Source organism: Micromonospora sp. NBC_01739, from assembly GCF_035920385.1.
GTDB lineage: Bacteria > Actinomycetota > Actinomycetes > Mycobacteriales > Micromonosporaceae > Micromonospora.
In genome coordinates this window covers 1350850-1369660 of record NZ_CP109151.1, presented here as the reverse complement: position 1 = coordinate 1369660, position 18811 = coordinate 1350850, and the positions used below count along the sequence as shown (strand labels likewise).

Genomic DNA, 18811 nt, shown 5'->3' with positions numbered 1-18811 from the left:
AGGTTGACCCGTGGATCCGTTGCGCACCCTGTGGGAGACGTTCTTCGACTGGGAGTCGATGCGCGAGGCGCTACCCGAGATGATCACTGTCGGGTTGCCGAACACGCTGATCCTGGCGGTCACCGCCGCCCTGCTCGGCTCGGCGCTGGGCATCCTGCTGGCCGTCGCGGGCATCTCGCGGACCCGCTGGCTGCGGTGGCTGGCCCGGGTCTACACGGACGTGTTCCGGGGCCTGCCGGCGGCGGCGACCATCCTGCTGATCGGGGTCGGGCTGGCCCCGCTGGGTATGCAGGTGTGGGGACCCAACCCGTACCCGCTGGGCATCCTGGCGCTGTCGTTGATCGCCTCGGCGTACATCGGGGAGATCTTCCGCTCCGGCATCCAGTCGGTGGAGGCCACCCAACTGGAGGCGGCCCGCGCGCTGGGCTTCTCCTGGGGGGAGGCGATGCGCAGGGTGATCATTCCGCAGGGCATCCGGCGGGTCCTGCCGGCCTGGGTGAACCAGCTGATCTCCCTGATCAAGGACTCCAGCCTGGTCTACTTCCTGGGGCTGCTGGCCAGCCAGCGGGAACTGTTCCGGATCGGGCAGGACTACGCCGCCAACACCGGCAACCAGTCGGCGCTGCTGCTGGCCGGGCTCTTCTACCTGGTGCTGACGGTGCCGTTGACCCACTTCGTCAACTGGATCGACCGGCGGCTGCGGCACGGTAGGCCGGCCACCGGCCCGGCCGACGAGGACCCCGACGACCTCGACCTGGCGCTGCCCGGCGCGGCGGGAGGAAACCAACGATGAGCGACTCGGTCAGCCTGAGCCTGCGCGACGTGCACCTGGCCTTCGGGCGGCACCAGGTGCTGCGCGGGGTGGACCTGAACGTGGCCCGGGGCGCGACGGCCTGCGTGATCGGCCCCTCCGGGTCGGGCAAGTCGACCCTGCTGCGTACGGTCAACCGGTTGTTGGAGCCGGATCGCGGCGATGTGCTGCTGGACGGGCGCAGCGTGCTGCGCGACGACCCGGACCTGCTGCGGCAGCGGGTGGGCATGGTCTTCCAACAGTTCAACCTGTTCCCGCACATGAGCGTGCTGCGCAACATCACCCTGGCCCTGCGCCGGATCCGCAAGCTCGGCGAGGACGAGGCGGCGGCGGTGGCCCGCGAACACCTGGACCGGGTGGGGCTGGCCGCCAAGGCCGACGCCCGCCCGGCGCACCTGTCCGGTGGGCAGCAGCAGCGGGTCGCCATCGCCCGGGCCCTGGCCATGCAGCCGCAGGTGATGCTCTTCGACGAGGCCACCTCGGCACTGGACCCGGAGCTGGTCAAGGGTGTTCTGGCGTTGATGGCGGACCTGTCGGCGCAGGGCATGACCATGGTCGTGGTGACCCACGAGATGGGTTTCGCCCGGGAGGTCGCCGACACGGTCGCCTTCATGGACGCCGGGGTGGTGCTGGAGGCCGGTGAACCGACCGCGATCTTCGAAGCGGCGCAGCATCCCCGCCTGCGCCGCTTCCTCTCCCAGGTGCTCTGAGCAGACCCGGGACTGTCGTCACTGTCCGGTCGGCAGTTGCCCGTCGAACTCAGGGCAACGCTTCATGGTGTAGTCCGACACCGGCGGCATCGCCGTCTTGAGCCCCTCCATGGTCTGGCCGAGGCGGGCGTACGCCGCGGGATCCTGAGGCATGCTCTTGCCCGAGGCCTCGATGGCGGCGGCGTAGAACTCGCTCAACGTCGCCACGTCGGACTTGATCTCGGCCGGCGCTGCCGCCTTCAGCTCCTTCAGCTGGGTACGGGCCTGCGCCACCTCGGCCTTGCCCGCGCTCTCGGTGAACAGCGGGTCCATCGCGACGGTGAACGCCTGCACCGCCTCGCACCAGCGGTCACCGTCACCCGGCCCGGCCTTCTCACCGCCGCTGCCCTGGTCGGGTGCCTCCCCACCGTCGACCCGAGTCGTCGCGCCCGACGTGTCGGCCCCACCCGAGGCGGCATCGTCCGGCCCGCCACCACAGCCGGTCAGCACAAGCCCGGCCGCGAGCACGACAAGCAGCCCTCGAATCCGTAGCATCGTCTTCTCCCTCGACCTGAGCACGCTGACCGCCCCCGTCTGCCGCCGGCGCCATCGCGGTCACGGCACACGCCACCTCGGCGTCCACAGCGACCTCTCCGGACAGTGAGCAGTCTGATGGACAGTCTTCGGGGGCGGTTCAGGAATTGTTCAGGCGGGCCCGATCCGGCAGCGCGGACGCGGCAGGTTGGACACCGATCTCGGCCATCCGCGCGACGTACTCCTGATAGCGCCGGTTGGCCTCACCGTGCCGCCCGGCGGCCGACAACGCGCCGATCAGCCCGAGGTGGGCCGGCTCGTCGTAACCGTCCTCGCCGACCAGCCGCAGGTACCAACCGATCGCCGCGTCGGCCCGGTCCAGGTGCAGATGCCGCCTCGCCAGCCGGTGGGTCACCTCGCGGTGCAGCGCGGACAGCAGCGCCCGGGGCCGCTGGACCGTCGCGCCGACGACCTCGTCGTCGGCACAGAGATCGCCGGCGTACATGGCCACCACCGTCTCCAGTTGGCTCAGCAACCGGTCGTCGGCGGCGGTGCCGGACGGCGGCGGGCTCGCGGTGTCGGCCACGACGGCCGCTCGGGCCGCGTCGTGGAAGCGCAACGCGTCCACCACCACATGTGCCGTACTGAGCTGCACCGTCGCCGAATCGGTGATCAGGTAACGGTCCGCCGGATGTCGCCGACCCGGGTCGAGCACACCCCGCACGGTCGAGATCAGCACCGACAGGCGGCGCAGCGCCACCTCGGCGCGGGCCTGCGGCCACAGCGCGGCGGCCAGGGCGTCGCGGGCCGCCGGTCTGCCGAGTTGCGCGGCCACCAGGTGGAGCAGATCCCGCGCCTTGCGGGACTGCCAGCTGCCGACCGGCACCGCCGCGCCGGCCAGCCGCACCGCGAACTGGCCCAGGATCTGCACCTCCACCTCGGGAACCGGTGCCGGCCCGATCGCCGCCAACGGCCCGGCGACATGCCAGCCACCTTCCTGTACGCCGATGCGGCGCAGCCGCTCGTACGCGATCTGCTCCGCGACCAGGTCACCGGTGAGCCGGGCCTGGAGCAGGGCGTTGGTGGCGAGCGCGAACTCGTTGCCGAGTTCGGCCCAGATCGCCGCCGCCTCGACCAGGTCGGCGAGCAGCCGGCGTACGGTCCGGGGCGAGGTCGCCTCGGGGTTGGCGCGGTGGACGGCGAGGGTGACGAGTTCCATGGCCTCGGCCAGGCCAGCCGTGTCCCGGCGGCGACCGGCCTCGGCGCGGACCTGTTCGCCGTATCGCAGGGCGGTTTGCGGGTCTCCGCAGCAGAGGGCGACCCAGCCTGCGGCCAACTCGGCGACGGTGGGGCCCGCGGAACTGGGCAGCGACAGGGCCCGCTCGGCGTGGCGGGCCGCCGTCTGCGGGTCGTCGGCGTAGCTGAGCCGGGCGAGTCCCGCGCACGCCTCCACCAGCACCTGCGCGTTGCCGTCCGGCTCCCCCATGGCCAGCGCGGCCCGATAAGCGGCCACCGCCTGGTGGGTCGCCCCCCGCACCCGGTGCACCCGGGCGGCCAACGTCAACCCGAAGGCGGCCAACGGCGAACCGGCCCGCTGCCACCGGGCCAGCGCCTTGTCCGCGTCGCTGCGGGCACGATGCAGGTCACCCAGGCCCAGCCACGCCTCCGCCCGGTTGTGCAGCGCCAACGCGAGCAGCATCTGCTGCCCGAGCAGCTCGCCGAGCCGGACCGCCTCGTCGAGTTCCTCGATGGCCGGCCGGTAGTGACCCTCCTCGATGAGCCGCGACCCGACATTGCACCGGATCCGCAGTTGCTGCCCGAAGTCACCGGCGCGTTCGGCCGCCGCCAGGGCCTGGGCGTACGCGTGTTCGTTTCCCGCGCGGTCGCCGTCGCCGAACGCGGCCAACGCCTGCGCCAGATAGGCCGCCGCCACCGCCGCGTCGTCGCCGCTGCGTTCGGCGACCCGGATCGCATCCGTCGCCAACTGCCGGGTACGCGCCTGGTCGCCCTGGGCCCAGCGGGTCGCGGCCCAGCCGGCGAGGACCTGGGCGTGGTCGGCCAGCGCCGACGGGCGCTCGTCGGCGAGGTCGAGGGCGAGGTCGACGCGGCGATAGCAGGCGTCGGCCGCGTCGAACCGACCATGCTGGTGCAGCAGCACACCGAGCCGCCAGGCCAGCCCTGCCGGTAGCGGCAGGTCCGCCGGGACGGCTGCCAACCGGCGCAGGGCCTCGTCCTGGTGTCCCTGGTGGAGGGCCGTCTCGATCGGGGTGAGCAGGTCACGCATGTCCACACCACCCATGCCGGTGGGCAGGACGTGAGACGGTCGAGCACATCGGGCGCAGACGGCTACCCCCTGCTGGCCGATCGGCACGTTCACGGTCGTGGTCTGAGCGTCCTCGTCCCACCTGTCCGAGTCTAATGAGCTTCACCGCACGGGCTTGCCGACGCGCGGTCGGCGACCGGATCGAGTGAAACCGTTCAGCGCGGGGTGTCCCGGTGGAGGAAGGCAGCCAGTCCGACGGCCAGCAGCACGACCGCCACGGCGGTGAGGATGAGCAGGGGCGGTGCTGTCGGGTCGACGGCGGGCACGGAGGGCACATGCGTGTACGGGGACAGGTTGAGGGCGGCCTGCGGCAGGTCGAGCACCGAGCCGAGCTGGCCGAGCAGCAGGAAGGCGATCAGCGCCGTCCAGCTCAGCGCGACCGACAGGCGGGGCAGCGCACCGAACAGGGCTGTCACCACCCCGGCGACCACCAGCAGGGCCGGTAGCCGCAGCAGCGCCGCCCCGGCCAGCTCGACCGCCCAGCCGACCGGGTCCCCGGCGGCCACCCCGTACCCCAGGCCGGTGGTGAGCCCGGCCAGCAGCATCAGCACCGCCGCCCCGAGGACCGCGCCGAGGACCTGAGTGCCGAGCCACCGGGTACGGCTGACCGCCGTGGCCAGCAGGGCCTCCAGGATGCCGTCGGCCTCGTCGGTACGGGTCCGCAGCAGGGCCTGCACCACGTACGCCCCGATGGTCAACGCGAACAGTCCCAGCATCGCGGCCAGAAAGGCGTCGACCAGTTCGGCACCGCCGCCGAGTTGGGCGATCACCTCGGCCGCCTGCGGGTTCTCCGCGATCATGGCGTCGACCTCGTGTCCGGCCACCCCCATGGACAGCCCCAGCACTCCCACCGCGACCGCCCAGCCGACCAGTCCTGCGCGGTGCAGCCGCCAGGTCAACCCGGCCGGGCTGAGCAGCCCGGCGGCGGCTCGGGCGGGTCCCCGCCGCGCGGCCACCAGACCGGCGCCGAGGTCCCGGCGCTCGGCCAGCAGGTAGGCCAGGGCGGTCCCGGCCAGGAGCAGCGCTGCGGGTAGGGCCAGGACCCACCAGCGTTCCGCCCCGAAGGCCCGGATCTGGGTGCCCCAGCCCAGCGGCGACAGCCAGACCGGCCAGGCGCTGTCCAGGCGGGGGACCCCGGCGGCCCGCTCACCGAGCACGTCACCGGCGGCGCGCAGCAGGAAGGCGACACCGACCGTGGCGGCGGCGAGGGCGTTCGCGCCCCGGGAGGTGACCGTGAGCTGGGCGGTTACGGCGGCCACCGCGGTGAAGGCGACCCCCACCCCGCCGACCGAGGCGGCGGCGGCCACCGCTCCGGCGACCGGCAGCCCGGTGGCCGCCAGTGCCAGGGCCAGCAGCCCGGCGGCCAGCACATTGGCCCCGACCACCACGACCAGGGCGGCGGTGAGCAGGGCGTACCGGCCGACCGGGGCGGCGCCCAGCAGCTCCGCCCGCCCGGTCTCCTCGTTCTGTCGGGTGTGCCGGATGACGGCGAAGGTGCTGAGCAGGGCAGCCAGCAGGGCCAGGGTCAGGTACGACTCGGTGACCACCACGGCGCCCAGGTCGGTGCCGGCGATCGGTCCGTTGAAGGCGCGGGCGACCACGCTGGTGATCGCGGTCTCGGCGTAACCGAGGCGGGTCTGCTGGTCGGGGTAGAGCCCGGCGACGCTCTCGGCCAGGGCGTACCCGATCAGGGGGGTGCCGAGCACCCAGATGCCCAGGCGGACCCGGTCGCGGCGGACGGCCAGCCGGGCCAGCCGACCGATGCCGGTCAGGGTGCTCATCGGTCACCCCCGTCGGTGAGGGTGTCGCCGTAGTGCCGCAGGAAAAGCTCCTCCAGGGTGGGCGGGGCGCTGGTCAGGGCCCGGACCTGGAAGCGGACCAGGTGAGCCAGCAGGGTGTCGAGGTGGGCGGGTTCGACCTCCAGCCGGACCTTGCCGTCGACCGTGCGGACCTCGTGCACCCCGGGCAGCTCCGCCACCCCGGTCAGCGGGCGTACCGTCTCGACGGTGACCGTGGTGCGGGCCAGGTGGCGCAGCCCGGTCAGGGTGCCGGACTCCACGATCCGCCCCTCCCGGATGATGCTGACCCGGTCGCAGAGGGCCTCGACCTCGGCCAGTACGTGACTGGAGAGCAGGACGCTGGCCCCTGCCCGGGTCAGTTGCCGGACCTCCTCCTGGAACACCGCCTCCATCAAGGGGTCCAGCCCGGAGGTGGGCTCGTCCAGGATGTACAGCTCCACGTCGGAGGCGAAGGCGGCGACGATGGCCACCTTCTGCCGGTTGCCCTTGGAGTAGGTGCGGCACCTCTTCGTGGGATCCAGTTCGAAGCGGCGCAGCAGGTCGTCGCGGCGACGCTCGTCGAGTCCACCGCGCAGGGCGCCGAACAGGTCGATGGCCTCTCCGCCGGAGAGGTTGGGCCAGAGGTTGACGTCCCCGGGCACGTACGCCAGCCGCCGGTGCAGGGCCACCGCGTCGCGCCAGGGGTCACCGCCGAGGATCCGTACCTGCCCGGAGTCGCGGCGCAGCAGGCCGAGCAGGATCCGGATGGTGGTGGACTTGCCGGAACCGTTGGGGCCGAGGAAGCCGTGCACCTCCCCCGGTTCCACCCGCAGGTCCAGCCCGTCGAGCGCGCGTACCCTGCCGAAGGTCTTTACCAGGTTGTCGATGGCGATCACGGACATGGGGGCCTCCCGCCGTACCGGTGCGACGCACTGTACTGACCGATGGTAAGCCTCCGAGGCGAGTCTGTCCGACCGCTGGTCAGTGGCGGCTACCCTCGACGGCATGACCTTGGCGCAGACCGACGGCACCCCAGAGAGGATCCTGCGCGCCGCGTTCGAGCTGTTCACCGCGCACGGCTACCAGCGCACCTCGCTGCGCCAGATCGCCGAACGACTCGGACTGACCAAGGCCGCGATCCTCTACCACTTCCCCAGCAAGGGACACCTGCTCGCCGCCCTGGCCGAACCGATGGTCGCAGACCTGGAGAAGCTGGTGGACACCGCCGGGTCACTGCCGACCGAACAGGCCCGGTGGACCCTGCTGGAGGGCTGGGTGGACACCATGCTCAAGCATCGTGGGCCGCTCGGCATGCTCCTGCACGACCTCGCGCTCGTCGATCGGGGCAGCACCTACCACCGGCTGGTGGGCATCGCGATGCGGGCCAATCAGATCCTCGCCGGCCCGGATTCGAGCCGACGCGACCGGGTCCGGGCGGTGCAGGCGATCGCGATGTGCAGCGACCCGGTGGTGTTCCTGATGGAGGTGCCGGAGGCGGTGCTGCGCGCGGACATGCTCGACGGGGTACGCCGCCTGCTGGCCGACCCGCCGACCACCGAGGACACCGATACCGACCCCGACTCGGCGGTCGGGGCGGGGCGGGGCGGGCGACGGCGGCCGGGCCGACCCCGGTCGATGGGCCCGGAGCAGGTGCTGACGGCCCGGCGGATGTACGCCGCCGGCACCCATTCCATCGACGAGATCGCCGCCGCCTGCGGGGTGTCCCGGGCCACCCTCTACCGGCATCTCAATTCGCCGGACAATAATGAGACACTATCGGGATAGTTTTGCGACACGATCGCCGGGCTCAGCGCACCAGGCCCAGGCCGGTGTATCTACGGTCGTGCGTCGGGAAGTTCTCGCTGGTGTGCGGGGCGTGGATCCAGGTACGCAGGGTGTCCGCCGCCGTGTCGATCTCGACCAGCCGGACCGGGTTGGTCGACCTGGAGTGGAAGGTCTGGAGGAAGGAGTAGACCCGGTTGCCGTTCACGCCGATGTCCACCCGGGAGGCCGCCGTGCCGGTGTGCCCGGAGAAGACGAACCGGATGTTGGGGTAGCGCCGCACCAGGTTGTCGAAGAGGTACTGCGGGCTCGTGGAACCGGAGCCGGCCCCCTGCCCGATGGTCGCGTCGCTCTCCAGGTAGTGGTGGGTCACCACGATGACGTTGTGCTGCGGATGGGCGGCCACCACCCCCTGGGCCCAGGTGACCGCGGCCCGCCGGGGCCACGGTTCCAGGGTCAGCACCAGCCAACGCACTCCCCCGGCCTGGTAGGTGGCGTACATGTTGTCGACCTTGCCCGCCTCGAACCGGCCCTGCACCTGCCCGAAGCGGTCGGCGGTGAAGTACCGGTTGAACACCGCGGTGTCGCGCAGCAGGGTTCCGGCCGGGCTGCGCGGCTTGCCGTCCGGGCCGAAGATCTGGCCGTCGTGGTTGCCGATGGCCAAGGTGTACGGCACCCCGGCCTGCTCTAGGGGGCGCAGTGCGGCGCTCGCCCGCTCGTACTGGATGTGGTCCGGGGTGTCGTAGTTGACCACATCCCCGGAGTGGGTGACGAACCGCAGGTCGAGGGCTTGGCGCTGGGCCAGCAGCCAGTTGACCCGTCGCGCGAACCGGGTGTCCGCGGCGCTCAGCACCTCCTCCTGGGTGTCCGGGATGACCGCGAAGCTGAAGGTGGTGTCGGTCGACGGCGCAACGTCGGCCCGGGCGTACGCCACATGGGCGTTGCGGTCGCACGTCCCGGTGTAGCGGTCGTTGATCAGCTCGATCCGGACGCTGTGCCGTCCCTCGGGCAGCGGCGCGCCGACCTGGTAGGCGCCGTAGTCCGTCGCGCTGGTCACGGCCACCTCCCCGATCGGGGTGCCGACCACGCTCACCCGGAGGGTGGGCCACCCCTCGCAGTAGTCGCCGATCGCGCCCACCACCAGGGACCCGGGTCCCTGCACGGTGGTCGTCGCGGAGCTGGTGTTGCGCCACAGGGTGGCGTGGGTGCCCGAGGCCGGTCTGGGAGTCCCGGTGGCCGGTTGGATGGTGGCGTTGACCAGGGTGAACTGCGTGGACGCGGAGGCGGTGGCCGACCCGGTCAACACCCCGGCCGACAGTACGACCACGATCGCCATGATCGCGCGTGCGACCCGCATGGCTGCCCCTCTCCACGCCTGGTCTTCGATGCCCGACACCGGAATGCTAAGACACATCGGCGGGCCTCGCCGGGCGACGAACCGTCACCCGGCGCGCCACCGCACCGGCCCCGGCCTCAGTCCACCTGCACCCAGTCGAGGGTGCGCCCGACCGCCTTCTGCCAGCCCGTGTACCCGGCCGCCCGCTGCTGCTGCGACCAGGAGGGATGCCACCGCCGACTCTCGTTCCAGTTCTCCCGCAGTTCGTCGGTGTTCTTCCAGAACCCGACGGCCAGGCCGGCGGCGTACGCGGCACCCAGGGCGGTGGTCTCGGCGACCATCGGCCGGCTGACCGGCACCCCGAGGATGTCCGCCTGCAACTGCATGCACAGGTCGTTCACGGTCACCCCACCGTCGACCTTCAGGCACTCGACGGTCACCCCGGAGTCCCGGGCCATGGCCTCGGCCACGTCCCGGCTCTGGTAGCAGATCGCCTCCAGGGTGGCCCGGGCGATGTGGGCGTCGGTGTTGTAGCGGGACAGCCCGACGATGGCCCCCCGGGCATCGGCGCGCCAGTACGGGGCGAACAGGCCGGAGAAGGCCGGTACGAAGTAGACCCCGCCGTTGTCCTCGACCTGACGGGCCAACTCCTCGCTCTGCGCGGCGGTCCGGATGATCTTCAGCTGGTCGCGCAGCCACTGCACGGCGGAACCGGTGACGGCGATGCTGCCCTCCAGGGCGTACACCGGGGGCTCACCGGCGAACCGGTAGCAGACCGTGGTGAGCAGTCCGGCCTCCGAGCGGACGATCTCCGTACCGGTGTTGAGCAGCATGAAGTTGCCCGTACCGTAGGTGTTCTTGGCCTCCCCCGGCGCGAAGCAGACCTGCCCGACGGTGGCGGCCTGCTGATCGCCCAGGTCTCCGGCGATCCGGACCGTCCCGGCGAAGGGGCCCTGCGGCAGGGTCGTGCCGTAGGCCTGCGGGTCCGAGGAGGCGACGATCCGGGGCAGCATCGCGCGGGGGATGTCGAAGAACGACAGCAGTTCGTCGTCCCAGTCCAGGGTCTCCAGATCCATCAGCATGGTGCGGCTGGCGTTGGTGGGGTCGGTGAGGTGGGCACCGCCCTCCGTGCCGCCGGTGAGGTGCCACAGCAGCCAGGTGTCCGTCGTACCGAAGATCGCCTCTCCCCGTTCGGCGTCGGCCCGCACCCCCTCGATGTTCTCCAGGATCCACTGGATCTTGCCGCCGGCGAAGTACGTGGCCGGGGGCAGTCCGGCCCGGCGGCGGATGATCTCGCCACGGCCGTCCCGGTCCAGGGCCGCCGCGATGCGGTCGGTGCGGGTGTCCTGCCAGACGATCGCGTTGTAGTACGGCCGACCGGTGCGCCGGTTCCACACCACGGTGGTCTCCCGCTGGTTCGTCACCCCGAGCGCGGCCAGGTCGGAGGCGGCCAGGCTGTGGGTGTTCAGGGCGGTACGGATCACCGTCTGGGTCCGTTCCCAGATCTCCAGCGGATTGTGCTCCACCCAGCCGGCCTGCGGCAGGATCTGCTGGTGTTCCAGTTGATGGCGACCCACCTCGTTGCCCGCATGATCGAAGATCATGAAACGGGTGCTGGTGGTGCCCTGGTCTACGGCACCGACGAAGTCAGCCATGTAGGGGTCTCCTTGTCCTCCTCGTCGCGCCCCGGCCACCTCAGGGCGCGGCCCGGCCGCGCCGCCCCGACTTCGGGACAGGCGTGGCGCGGATTGAAGCAGAGCAAAGCACGACGCGGGCACGGCGGCCACCATGGCGCCGGAACTTGCCCTCGGGCAAGGAGTGCGGATCTCGGCGGACAACGTAATCTGCCAGCATGAGCAACCTCGACCGGCCGGACGCCAGCGGCCCGGACGGCGCATCATCCGGCGATGACGAGGTCGACTCCCTGCTGTCGCTGGCCTTCACCGGACAGACGGTGACCGCGCTGCGGCATCTGCTGGCCGCCCAGGTCGCCGCCGCCGGTCTGCACGGCGAGGCGGCCGAGGATCTCGTCCTGGCCGTCCACGAACTGGTCACCAACGCCGTACTGCACGGTGGTGGTCGGGGCCGACTGGAACTGCTCCGGTACGCCGACCGGCTGGTCTGCGCGGTGGTCGACCACGGGCCCGGCGGCGCCGATCTGACGGTGCACCGACCGGCCACCGACACCCCGGGCGGCCGAGGGCTCTGGCTGGCTCATCAGCTGACCGGGGCGCTGACCCTCACCCACCGGTCCGACGGCCTGACCGCCACCGTCACCGCCCCGCTGAAGATGGCGTCACCCCCCGCCGGAAGGACCGGGCCGGCTGCCGCCGACGGGGAGACCGCCGCGCCCGGCGAGGGCGGGCTGCCGCACCGGTAGGTCGGTGCGACAGCCCGCGCCGGTCAGCGGTTCTGCTTCTGCTGGCAGGGCACGCAGAAGCGGGCCTGCGGCAGGATCTCCAGCCGCTCGCGCGGGATGGCCGTGCCGCACTTCTCGCAGTCGCCGTAGCTACCGCTGCTCAGCCGCTGCAGCGCGTCCGTGATCTGGGCGAGGCTCTGCCGGGTGGCCGCGATCAGGGCGGCGTTGGTGTGCGCCTCGCCCGGGTCGCCGGTGTCGGCGGTCAACTGGGTCAGCCGGGCGGTCTGCGTCTCGAACTCGTCCGTCAGGGTGGTCCTGAGGTCGGTCAACCACTTCTGATCGTGGGTGGTGCTCATGCCGTGATCCCTTCTCCGGAAAAAGAAAAGGGGCGGAAGCCGGTGGCTTCGCCCTTGGTCGTCCTGTGGGTGTGGACGACTTCCGGAGGGCTCCGGCCTGCGGGGCTCGGCTGGCCGCTACCAGCCTGCGCGGGAACCTGGGCCACCGCCTTCGCCGCAGCCGACACCGGCGGCGCCGTGACGACGGCGACGCGGTTGGGCAGGGCGACGGGGTACATCGAACCACCATAGACGCATCCGCAGCGCAAACCAACGGCAATATTGCGGGACCGGTCGCCGGAGCCGACGGCTCGGCAGAGAGGACCACGGAGAGGGATCAAAGCCGCTAAAGTGACAAAAGTGCGGCTGTCTGCCCGTGATCGACCCTCTACCGGTGCTGTCGATCGCCGCCGGACCCTTGGAGTTGGTGCGATGTCGGAAGCGGTGCGGGCGTTCTTCGACGACCTCACCCGCAGCGGAGGTCGGATGCTCCGGCAGGTCTCCGGCCAGGTCCGCTTCGATCTGGTCAACCCGCACGGGGTGGACCACTGGCTGCTCACCATCGACCGGGGTCGGATCACGGTGTCCCAGGGTGGCCCGGCGGAGGCCGACACCGTGATCAACGCCGACGAGACCCTGTTCCTCCAAATGGCGTACGGCGAGGTCAAGCCGCTGCCGGCCTGGTTGCGCAACGACTTCACCGCGGACGGCGAGTTCCGTTTCGTGGTCATGCTGGAACGCCTCTTCGCCCCGCCCAAGGGAGCCCGCCATCCCCGGGTCGTGGCCACCCGAGCGGCCCCGGCGGACGATCGGAAACCGTGATGAGGCGGATGACGCGCATCCTCGACGGCAACATCTTCGCCCTCAGCGAGGACAACGGGGACATCACCTCCAATCCGCCCGGCCCGAGCGGATTCTTCGCCTACGACACCCGGTTCCTGTCCATCTGGCGGCTGAGCATCAACGGAGAGCAGCTGCACCCCCTGGCGGTGCACGAGCCGAGTTACAACGAGATCCGTTTCTTCCTGGTCCCCGGCAACCCGACTCACTACGTCGACGCCAAGGTCTCCGTCATCCGTGACCGGTGGATCTCCGAGAGCAGTTTCACCGAACGCCTGACCGTGCTCAACCACACCGGCGAGCCGACCGACTACGTCCTCCGCATCGACATCGACAGCGACTTCGCGTCGACCTACCAGGTGCTCCTGCCACGGGCGTCGCAGTCGCGCGGCTACCGCGAGGTGTCGGAGGACCGCCTGCGGCTCGGCTACCGCCGAGAGCGGTTCCATCGCGCCACCGAGGTCTCGACCAGCGAACCCGTCGAGGTCGACCGCCACGGGATGACCTACCGCATCCGAGTCGACCAGCAGGGGCGGTGGAGCACCACCCTGCGCGTACAGAGCATGATTCTGCGCCCGGACGGCGCGGACGTACGGGACCGGCTGGGGCACGCGGACCGCCAGGCCGGCACCCGGTCGCGGCCTGACCTGAGGCAGTGGCTGACCGAGGCGCCCCGACTCGACTGTGACTGGCAGCCGCTGACCACCACCTACCGACGGGGCCTGAGTGACCTGGCCAGCCTGCGGTTCTCCCCGCTGACGGCGCCGCACGAGACGATGCTCGCCGCCGGGCTGCCCTGGTTGGCCACCATCACCGGCCGCGACTCCATCCTCACCTGCTTCCAGATCCTGCCCTTCGTGTCCGGCACGGCCGCCACCACCCTCCGACTGCTCGCCCTGCCACAGGGCACGGTGCTCGACGACTTCCGGGACGAGGAGCCCGGCAAGATAATCAGCGAGTTCCGGCAGGGGGAGAAGGTGGCCTTCGAGGAGCAACCCCAGTCGCCGTACTTCGGTGGTGCCGACGTCACCCCGCTGTTCGTCGTCCTGCTCGACGAGTACGAACGGTGGACCGGCGACGGCGAACTGGTCCGCCACCTGGAGGATGCCGCCCGCGCGGCCCTGCACTGGATCGACGAGTACGGCGACCTCCGCGGCGACGGCTACCTGTGGTACCAGCGACGCAACGAGCAGTCCGGGGCGATCAACCACTGCTGGAAGAACACCCCGGAGGCGATCTGCTACGCGGACGGTCGGCTACCCGGACTACCCCGGGCCACCTGCGAACTCCAGGGCTACGTGTACGACGCCAAGCGGCGGGGTGCCCGACTGGCCCGCAACTTCTGGGGCGATCCCGCGTACGCCGACCGCCTGGAGCGACAGGCCGAGGAGCTCAAGCAGCGGTTCAACCGGGACTTCTGGATCGACGACGGGGAGTACTTCGCCCTGGCCCTCGGCCCGGACGGCGACCGGGTGGACGCCCTCGCCTCCAACATGGGCCATCTGCTGTGGAGCGGCATCGTGGACGAAGCCCACGCCCCGGCGGTCGTCCGGCACCTGATGGGGCCGCGGCTGTTCTCCGGCTGGGGGGTACGGACCCTGGCCAAGGGGCAGGCCAGGTACAACCCCCTCGGCTACCACGTGGGCACGGTGTGGCCGTTCGACAACTCCCTGATCGCCGCCGGACTGCGGCGATACGGCTTCGCCGCCGAGGCGGGGATCATCGCCGAGTCCATCATCGAGGCCGCACAGCACTTCGGCGGGCGGATGCCGGAGGCCTTCGCCGGCTACGACCGAAAACTGACCCGGTGTCCGGTGCCGTACCCGGCGGCGAACAGCCCGCAGGCCTCCGCCACCGGGGCCACCTTCCTGCTGCTGCGCACCCTGCTGGGCCTGGAACCGTACGGTGAACACCTCGTGGTCGATCCGGCGATCCCGCAGCGCTTCGGTCGGATCGAAATGCTCGACATTCCCGGGCGGTGGGGGCGCATCGACGTGATCGGCAGCGCCCGCCTCGCCACCTCCTAGAGCGCCCTGGCGGCCGGACCCGGGCCGGCGAGCGGGTGTGGGCGGGCGTAACGTGCATCGACATGACCGGAGTGGCCCATTCACACTGCTCGTACTGTGGCACCGCCTATCCGGCCCAGGCCGGGTGGCCCAGACAGTGCGGGCAATGCGGCCAGACGGTGTGGCGCAACCCCCTGCCGGTCGCGGTGGCCCTGCTGCCGGTGCGTACCCCGACCGGCCTGGGTGTGGTCGCCGTGCGGCGGGCCATCGAACCGGCCCGAGGGCTGCTCGCCCTGCCCGGCGGCTTCATCGAGCACGGCGAGCAGTGGGCGGTGGCGCTGGTGCGCGAGCTGCGGGAGGAGACCGGGCTGATCGCCGACCCGGAGCAGGTGCAGCTCGTCGCGGTGCACAGCGCACCGGCCGGCGGCACCCTCCTCGTCTTCGGTGAACTGCCCGCCCGCCCGATCGAGGAGCTGCCCCCCTCGGCCCCGACCGCAGAGGCCACCGAGTGGCTGGTGCTGACCGAGCCGACCGAGTTGGCCTTCTCCACCCACACCGAGGTGGTGGCCGACTTCTTCGCCCGCCGCCCCAGCTGACCAGGTAGGCGATCGCACCGCACCACCCCGGCTCCGAGCCGTCACGCAGGCTGATCGGCGGATATCCTTCGGCGGGTGAGCACCTCTGGCAGCGGCGAGCGGACGATCGTCGCCTCCAACCGCAAGGCCCGGCACGACTACACGATCCTGAAGACCTACGAGGCCGGGATCGTGCTGGCCGGCACGGAGGTCAAGTCGCTGCGGGCGGGTCGGGTCTCCCTGGTCGACGCCTTCGCTCAGGAACTCGACGGCGAGATCATGCTGTACGGCCTGCACATCGCCGAGTACGGCTACGGCAGTTGGACCAACCACGCACCCCGGCGGACCCGCAAGCTGCTGCTGCGCCGGGTGGAGATCTCCCGGATCCTGGCCCAGATCCGGGAGGGCGGGTTCACCCTGGTGCCCCTGTCGATGTACTTCTCCGACGGCTGGGCCAAGGTCGAACTCGCCGTGGCCAAGGGCCGTAAGTCGTACGACAAGCGTCAGGCGCTGGCCGCCCGCGACGCCGACCGGGAGATCGCCCGCGAGCTGGGCCGGCGCCTCAAGGGGCGGTCACGACCCGGCTGACGGGGAAGGTGTCGGCAACGGCACCAGGCCGGTGCAGCGGGAGTCCGGTGCGCCCACCGGTCGGCGCGGCATGAGCCATTCCAGGGCGGTGTCCTCCACCGGCCATCCGGCCACGGCCACCCGGCTGCTCGGCACCCGACCGGCGTCCGGACAGAGCACCTGCGCCCGCACCTCGTCATTGGGCAGGAAGCGGATCTCCCCGGTACGGCTCAACACGATCGTCATCCGGTCGGTGACGGTCACCGCCTCGCCCAGCACCACCTCCTGGGTGTGCGGCGCGCCGACCTCGACGGCCACCGCCGGCAGCAACGGCACACGCAGGAACACCGTGCCGGTCAACAGCGGCATCAGCACCCCGACCGCGTAGATCACCATCCGGGTCACGGTCGGTGCCATCCGCGCCGGCACCGGGCCGGTCAGCACCAGGGCCCCGGCGGGCGGCAGGGCCAGCAGCAGGGCGGTGGCCAACTCCCCGTGCCCGACCGCCGACCGGATGGCCGGTGCCAGCCAGGCGTAGCTGGCCGCCGCGACGACGACCGGCAGAATCAGGCCGGTGACCAGCAGCAGCCGCGGCCGGTCGGGGTACCGGCTGCGGGTGTGCAGGGCGACCAGCCACACCAGCAGCATCACCAGGCCCGGCAGGAACCGCAGTTGCCAGGTGAGAGCGGCCAGGGCGGCGGCGACCACCGGCACCCAACCGGGGGTACGCACGGCGATGTAGGCCAGCAGTGAGCGTTCCGGATCGAACCGGTCCGGGGCGCTGACCTGCAACAGTCGGCCGAGCACGACCGGCAGCAGCACCACCAGGGGCACCGCCCAGACCAGGGCGATGAGCAGCGCGCTGAGCAACCCGAGCGGGCTGACGTACTGCACCAGCAGCAGCATCGTCGACATGTCCTGCCGGCTGAGCCGCCACAACCGCAGTACCAGCAGCAGTACCGGGAAGGCCGGCAGCAGGGTCAGCAGCCACTGTTGGGTCTGGCGCGCCCCCGGGCGGCGACGAATGCCGGGCCCGGTCGGGCTGGGCTCGGGTGCCGCCAGGCGAACCTCTCCCATGGCCACTGCCGCACCTCCACCTTGTCCCCCGGGCCGGGCGGCGGCTGCCGGTCGACGGCAACCTGCTGCTCGACGCTGTACTGCTGGGCGTAGCCGAAATAGCGGTCGAAGGCGGTCCGCCACCGCTTGCCGTTGCGGCCGGTACGCGCCTGCTCCAAGGAGAGATTGACCAGGTCACGCACGGCCGGGTTGGGCCCGGTGTTGACCCCCCACAACTCGTCACCGGAGGCGCCGATGTCGAAGTGACGCAACGGCTTGGGGTTCTCTATCTTGACCTTCGGGGGCGCCGCTTCGACGGCCGGCGGAGCCACGAATCCGGCCAGGATCGCCGCGTCCGTGGTGACCGCGTCGATCTCGCCGTCGTGCAGTTCCCGGATGCAGTCGCTGATCCGGTTACGCCCGTGCGCCCGAGCGCCTGCCGCGGCCAGGTTCTGCTCCGCCGTGGAGGTCGCCAAGGTGCAGACCGTGCGGCCTGCCAGGTCGGCGAAGGTGGTCGGCCGCAGATCACTGTCCGCCCGGGTGACCACGGACTGCTCGGTCTGCAGGTACGGCGCGGAGAAGATCACACCCTGACGCCGACGCTCCTCCGTGATGCTGTACGAGGCGATCACCAGATCGACCGTGACGTACCGATTCCCGTCGCGGGCCTGTCGACGGGCCCGGTCCTCGCTCTCGATGGGCAGGAACCGCACCCGTGACGCCTCGAAGCCCAGATCCTCGGCGATCATGTACGCGATCTCGATGTCGAAGCCGACGAAGGCACCGGTCTCCAACTGTTGCGAGACTCCCGGCTGATCGTCCTTGACCCCGATCAGCAGCTCCTGTTTGCCGGTGAGTTCGGCGCGTTCCCGCAACTGCTCCCGGCTGGGTGGGGCGGTCGCGCTGACCACCCGCACCACCGTGACCGCGGCCACCACCAGCAGCACGATCAGCGCGCCGAGGCGCAGCCACCGGGTGCGGTTCGCGGCGGCGGGCCCGACTGGTTCGCCGGGCTGAGCGGGCTCGGCGGGCTGGGCGGGGCGCTGCGGCAGCGGATCGCCGACCGGTCCTTCGGATTCACTCATCGTCACCCCCGACTACCGCCATCGCGAAAGTCTATTGTGGCCGAGGGTCGCCACCGGGTGACCAGCAGACACCGGGCGAGCTGCGGCCGGCAGATTCGGGCAGGCTGCGGACCGGCAGGCACCCTCTGGCGAGCCCGGGCCGGCCGGCACCCTCGGGCGAGTCGGGGCCGGCGCACGCTCGGGCGAGTCGGGGCCAGCAGGCAGTCGGGGAGTGCTGGGACCGCCAGGCACGCTCGGGCGAGCCAGGGTCGGCGGCAGGCGCTATCAGCCGGCGAGGAGGTCTGCGTGCGCCGCGCGCAGCCGGGCCACCTCGGCATCGCCCGGGGTGGCCCGGCGCTCCAGCTCGGCCCACACCTCGGCAAGCGCCGCTCGCATGGCGCGCAACTCGGCGGCGTGCCGACGACCGGCCTGCTCCCGCTGCGCTTCGAGGCGTCGGGACCAGCCGGCGGTGACCTCGGCCAGCCGACCGGCGTCCGCGCGGGCCTGGGCGGCACTGCGGGCGGCCTCGGCCGGCACGATGGCGGCGATCGGACGGGGGTCACCGTCGCGGGTGACCACGGTGACGGTGTCGGTCAGCTCCGCCATGGCGACGAGCTGACTCAGTCGGGTGCGCGCCTCGCGCAACGGCAGCGAGCGCGGCGGGGTGTTGCGCGGGGTGAGGGCGGGGACAGCCATGAATACATGGTGGGTACCGGGTATGACACTTTCCGCGACCGTCCAGCAGGGAGGGTCGAC

General features: G+C 71.6%; 19 protein-coding genes. 8 read left to right on the top strand and 11 right to left on the bottom strand.

The features are described 5' to 3' along the window. The first annotated feature begins 10 nt into the window (after positions 1–10). Complete coding sequence (locus OIE53_RS06170) at positions 11–793, top strand: amino acid ABC transporter permease (RefSeq protein ID WP_327025595.1); 783 nt, start codon at positions 11–13, stop codon at positions 791–793. Next, entirely contained in the window at positions 790–1521 is a 732-nt protein-coding gene (locus OIE53_RS06165; RefSeq protein ID WP_327025594.1) for an amino acid ABC transporter ATP-binding protein, read from the top strand. The genes OIE53_RS06170 and OIE53_RS06165 overlap by 4 nt, the downstream gene beginning before the upstream one ends. Positions 1522–1539: 18 nt before the next feature. Here the strand turns inward: OIE53_RS06165 and OIE53_RS06160 are convergent, their stop codons facing one another. The 4 genes from OIE53_RS06160 to OIE53_RS06145 all read right to left on the bottom strand — a co-directional run bounded on the left by OIE53_RS06160 (position 1540) and on the right by OIE53_RS06145 (position 7037). After that, complete coding sequence (locus OIE53_RS06160) at positions 1540–2055, bottom strand: hypothetical protein (RefSeq protein WP_327025593.1); 516 nt, start codon at positions 2053–2055, stop codon at positions 1540–1542. A 139-nt stretch (positions 2056–2194) separates the two neighbouring features. After that, a complete protein-coding gene (locus tag OIE53_RS06155) occupies positions 2195–4318 on the bottom strand; it encodes a bacterial transcriptional activator domain-containing protein (RefSeq protein WP_327025592.1) in 2124 nt (707 codons plus the stop codon). 194 nt (positions 4319–4512) lie between these two features. Next, a complete protein-coding gene (locus OIE53_RS06150; RefSeq protein ID WP_327025591.1) occupies positions 4513–6138 on the bottom strand; it encodes an ABC transporter permease in 1626 nt (541 codons plus the stop codon). Next, positions 6135–7037, bottom strand: coding sequence for an ABC transporter ATP-binding protein (locus tag OIE53_RS06145; protein ID WP_327025590.1), 903 nt, complete (start codon positions 7035–7037; stop codon positions 6135–6137). Before OIE53_RS06145 ends, OIE53_RS06150 begins: the two co-directional genes overlap by 4 nt. A 103-nt stretch (positions 7038–7140) precedes the next feature. Here OIE53_RS06145 and OIE53_RS06140 point away from each other — a divergent pair, with 103 nt between their 5' ends. Further along, entirely contained in the window at positions 7141–7920 is a 780-nt protein-coding gene (locus OIE53_RS06140) for a TetR family transcriptional regulator (protein ID WP_327025589.1), read from the top strand. Between the two features lie 22 nt (positions 7921–7942). Here OIE53_RS06140 and OIE53_RS06135 read toward each other — a convergent pair whose 3' ends face one another. Beyond that, on the bottom strand, positions 7943–9274 hold the full coding sequence (locus OIE53_RS06135; RefSeq protein ID WP_327025588.1) for a metallophosphoesterase: 1332 nt from the start codon (positions 9272–9274) through the stop codon (positions 7943–7945). 116 nt (positions 9275–9390) lie between these two features. After that, positions 9391–10908 carry a glycerol kinase GlpK gene (glpK, locus tag OIE53_RS06130; protein WP_327025587.1) on the bottom strand — a complete coding sequence of 506 codons (1518 nt, stop codon included), beginning with the start codon at positions 10906–10908 and terminating at the stop codon, positions 9391–9393. Positions 10909–11105: 197 nt separating this feature from the next. On the opposite strand from glpK, the gene OIE53_RS06125 reads away from it, so the two are divergent. Beyond that, positions 11106–11633: an ATP-binding protein gene (locus OIE53_RS06125; protein ID WP_327025586.1), complete on the top strand. Its 528-nt coding sequence runs from the start codon at positions 11106–11108 to the stop codon at positions 11631–11633. Positions 11634–11656: 23 nt separating this feature from the next. Here OIE53_RS06125 and OIE53_RS06120 read toward each other — a convergent pair whose 3' ends face one another. Further along, a complete protein-coding gene (locus tag OIE53_RS06120) occupies positions 11657–11968 on the bottom strand; it encodes a TraR/DksA family transcriptional regulator (protein WP_327025585.1) in 312 nt (103 codons plus the stop codon). Next, on the bottom strand, positions 11965–12186 hold the full coding sequence (locus OIE53_RS06115; protein ID WP_327025584.1) for a hypothetical protein: 222 nt from the start codon (positions 12184–12186) through the stop codon (positions 11965–11967). Before OIE53_RS06115 ends, OIE53_RS06120 begins: the two co-directional genes overlap by 4 nt. A 193-nt stretch (positions 12187–12379) precedes the next feature. On the opposite strand from OIE53_RS06115, the gene OIE53_RS06110 reads away from it, so the two are divergent. From OIE53_RS06110 to smpB, 4 genes are all read left to right on the top strand, one after another. Next, a complete protein-coding gene (locus OIE53_RS06110) occupies positions 12380–12769 on the top strand; it encodes an SCP2 sterol-binding domain-containing protein (RefSeq protein WP_327025583.1) in 390 nt (129 codons plus the stop codon). Beyond that, positions 12769–14814: an amylo-alpha-1,6-glucosidase gene (locus OIE53_RS06105; RefSeq protein WP_327025582.1), complete on the top strand. Its 2046-nt coding sequence runs from the start codon at positions 12769–12771 to the stop codon at positions 14812–14814. The genes OIE53_RS06110 and OIE53_RS06105 overlap by 1 nt, the downstream gene beginning before the upstream one ends. 62 nt (positions 14815–14876) lie before the next feature. Continuing rightward, a complete protein-coding gene (locus OIE53_RS06100) occupies positions 14877–15389 on the top strand; it encodes an NUDIX domain-containing protein (protein ID WP_327025581.1) in 513 nt (170 codons plus the stop codon). A gap of 75 nt (positions 15390–15464) precedes the next feature. Then, on the top strand, positions 15465–15956 hold the full coding sequence (smpB, locus tag OIE53_RS06095) for an SsrA-binding protein SmpB (protein ID WP_327025580.1): 492 nt from the start codon (positions 15465–15467) through the stop codon (positions 15954–15956). On the opposite strand, the gene OIE53_RS06090 is transcribed toward smpB, so the two are convergent. From OIE53_RS06090 to OIE53_RS06080, 3 genes are all read right to left on the bottom strand, one after another. Beyond that, positions 15942–17012 carry a hypothetical protein gene (locus OIE53_RS06090; RefSeq protein WP_327025579.1) on the bottom strand — a complete coding sequence of 357 codons (1071 nt, stop codon included), beginning with the start codon at positions 17010–17012 and terminating at the stop codon, positions 15942–15944. The two genes, smpB and OIE53_RS06090, sit on opposite strands and share 15 nt — an antisense overlap. Further along, positions 16916–18076, bottom strand: a complete 1161-nt coding sequence (locus OIE53_RS06085) for a transporter substrate-binding domain-containing protein (RefSeq protein ID WP_327025578.1) — start codon at positions 18074–18076, stop codon at positions 16916–16918. Before OIE53_RS06085 ends, OIE53_RS06090 begins: the two co-directional genes overlap by 97 nt. A 264-nt stretch (positions 18077–18340) precedes the next feature. Next, positions 18341–18751 (bottom strand): type II toxin-antitoxin system Phd/YefM family antitoxin, encoded by a 411-nt coding sequence (locus OIE53_RS06080; RefSeq protein ID WP_327025577.1) that lies wholly within the window; start codon positions 18749–18751, stop codon positions 18341–18343. Positions 18752–18811 lie beyond the last annotated feature (60 nt).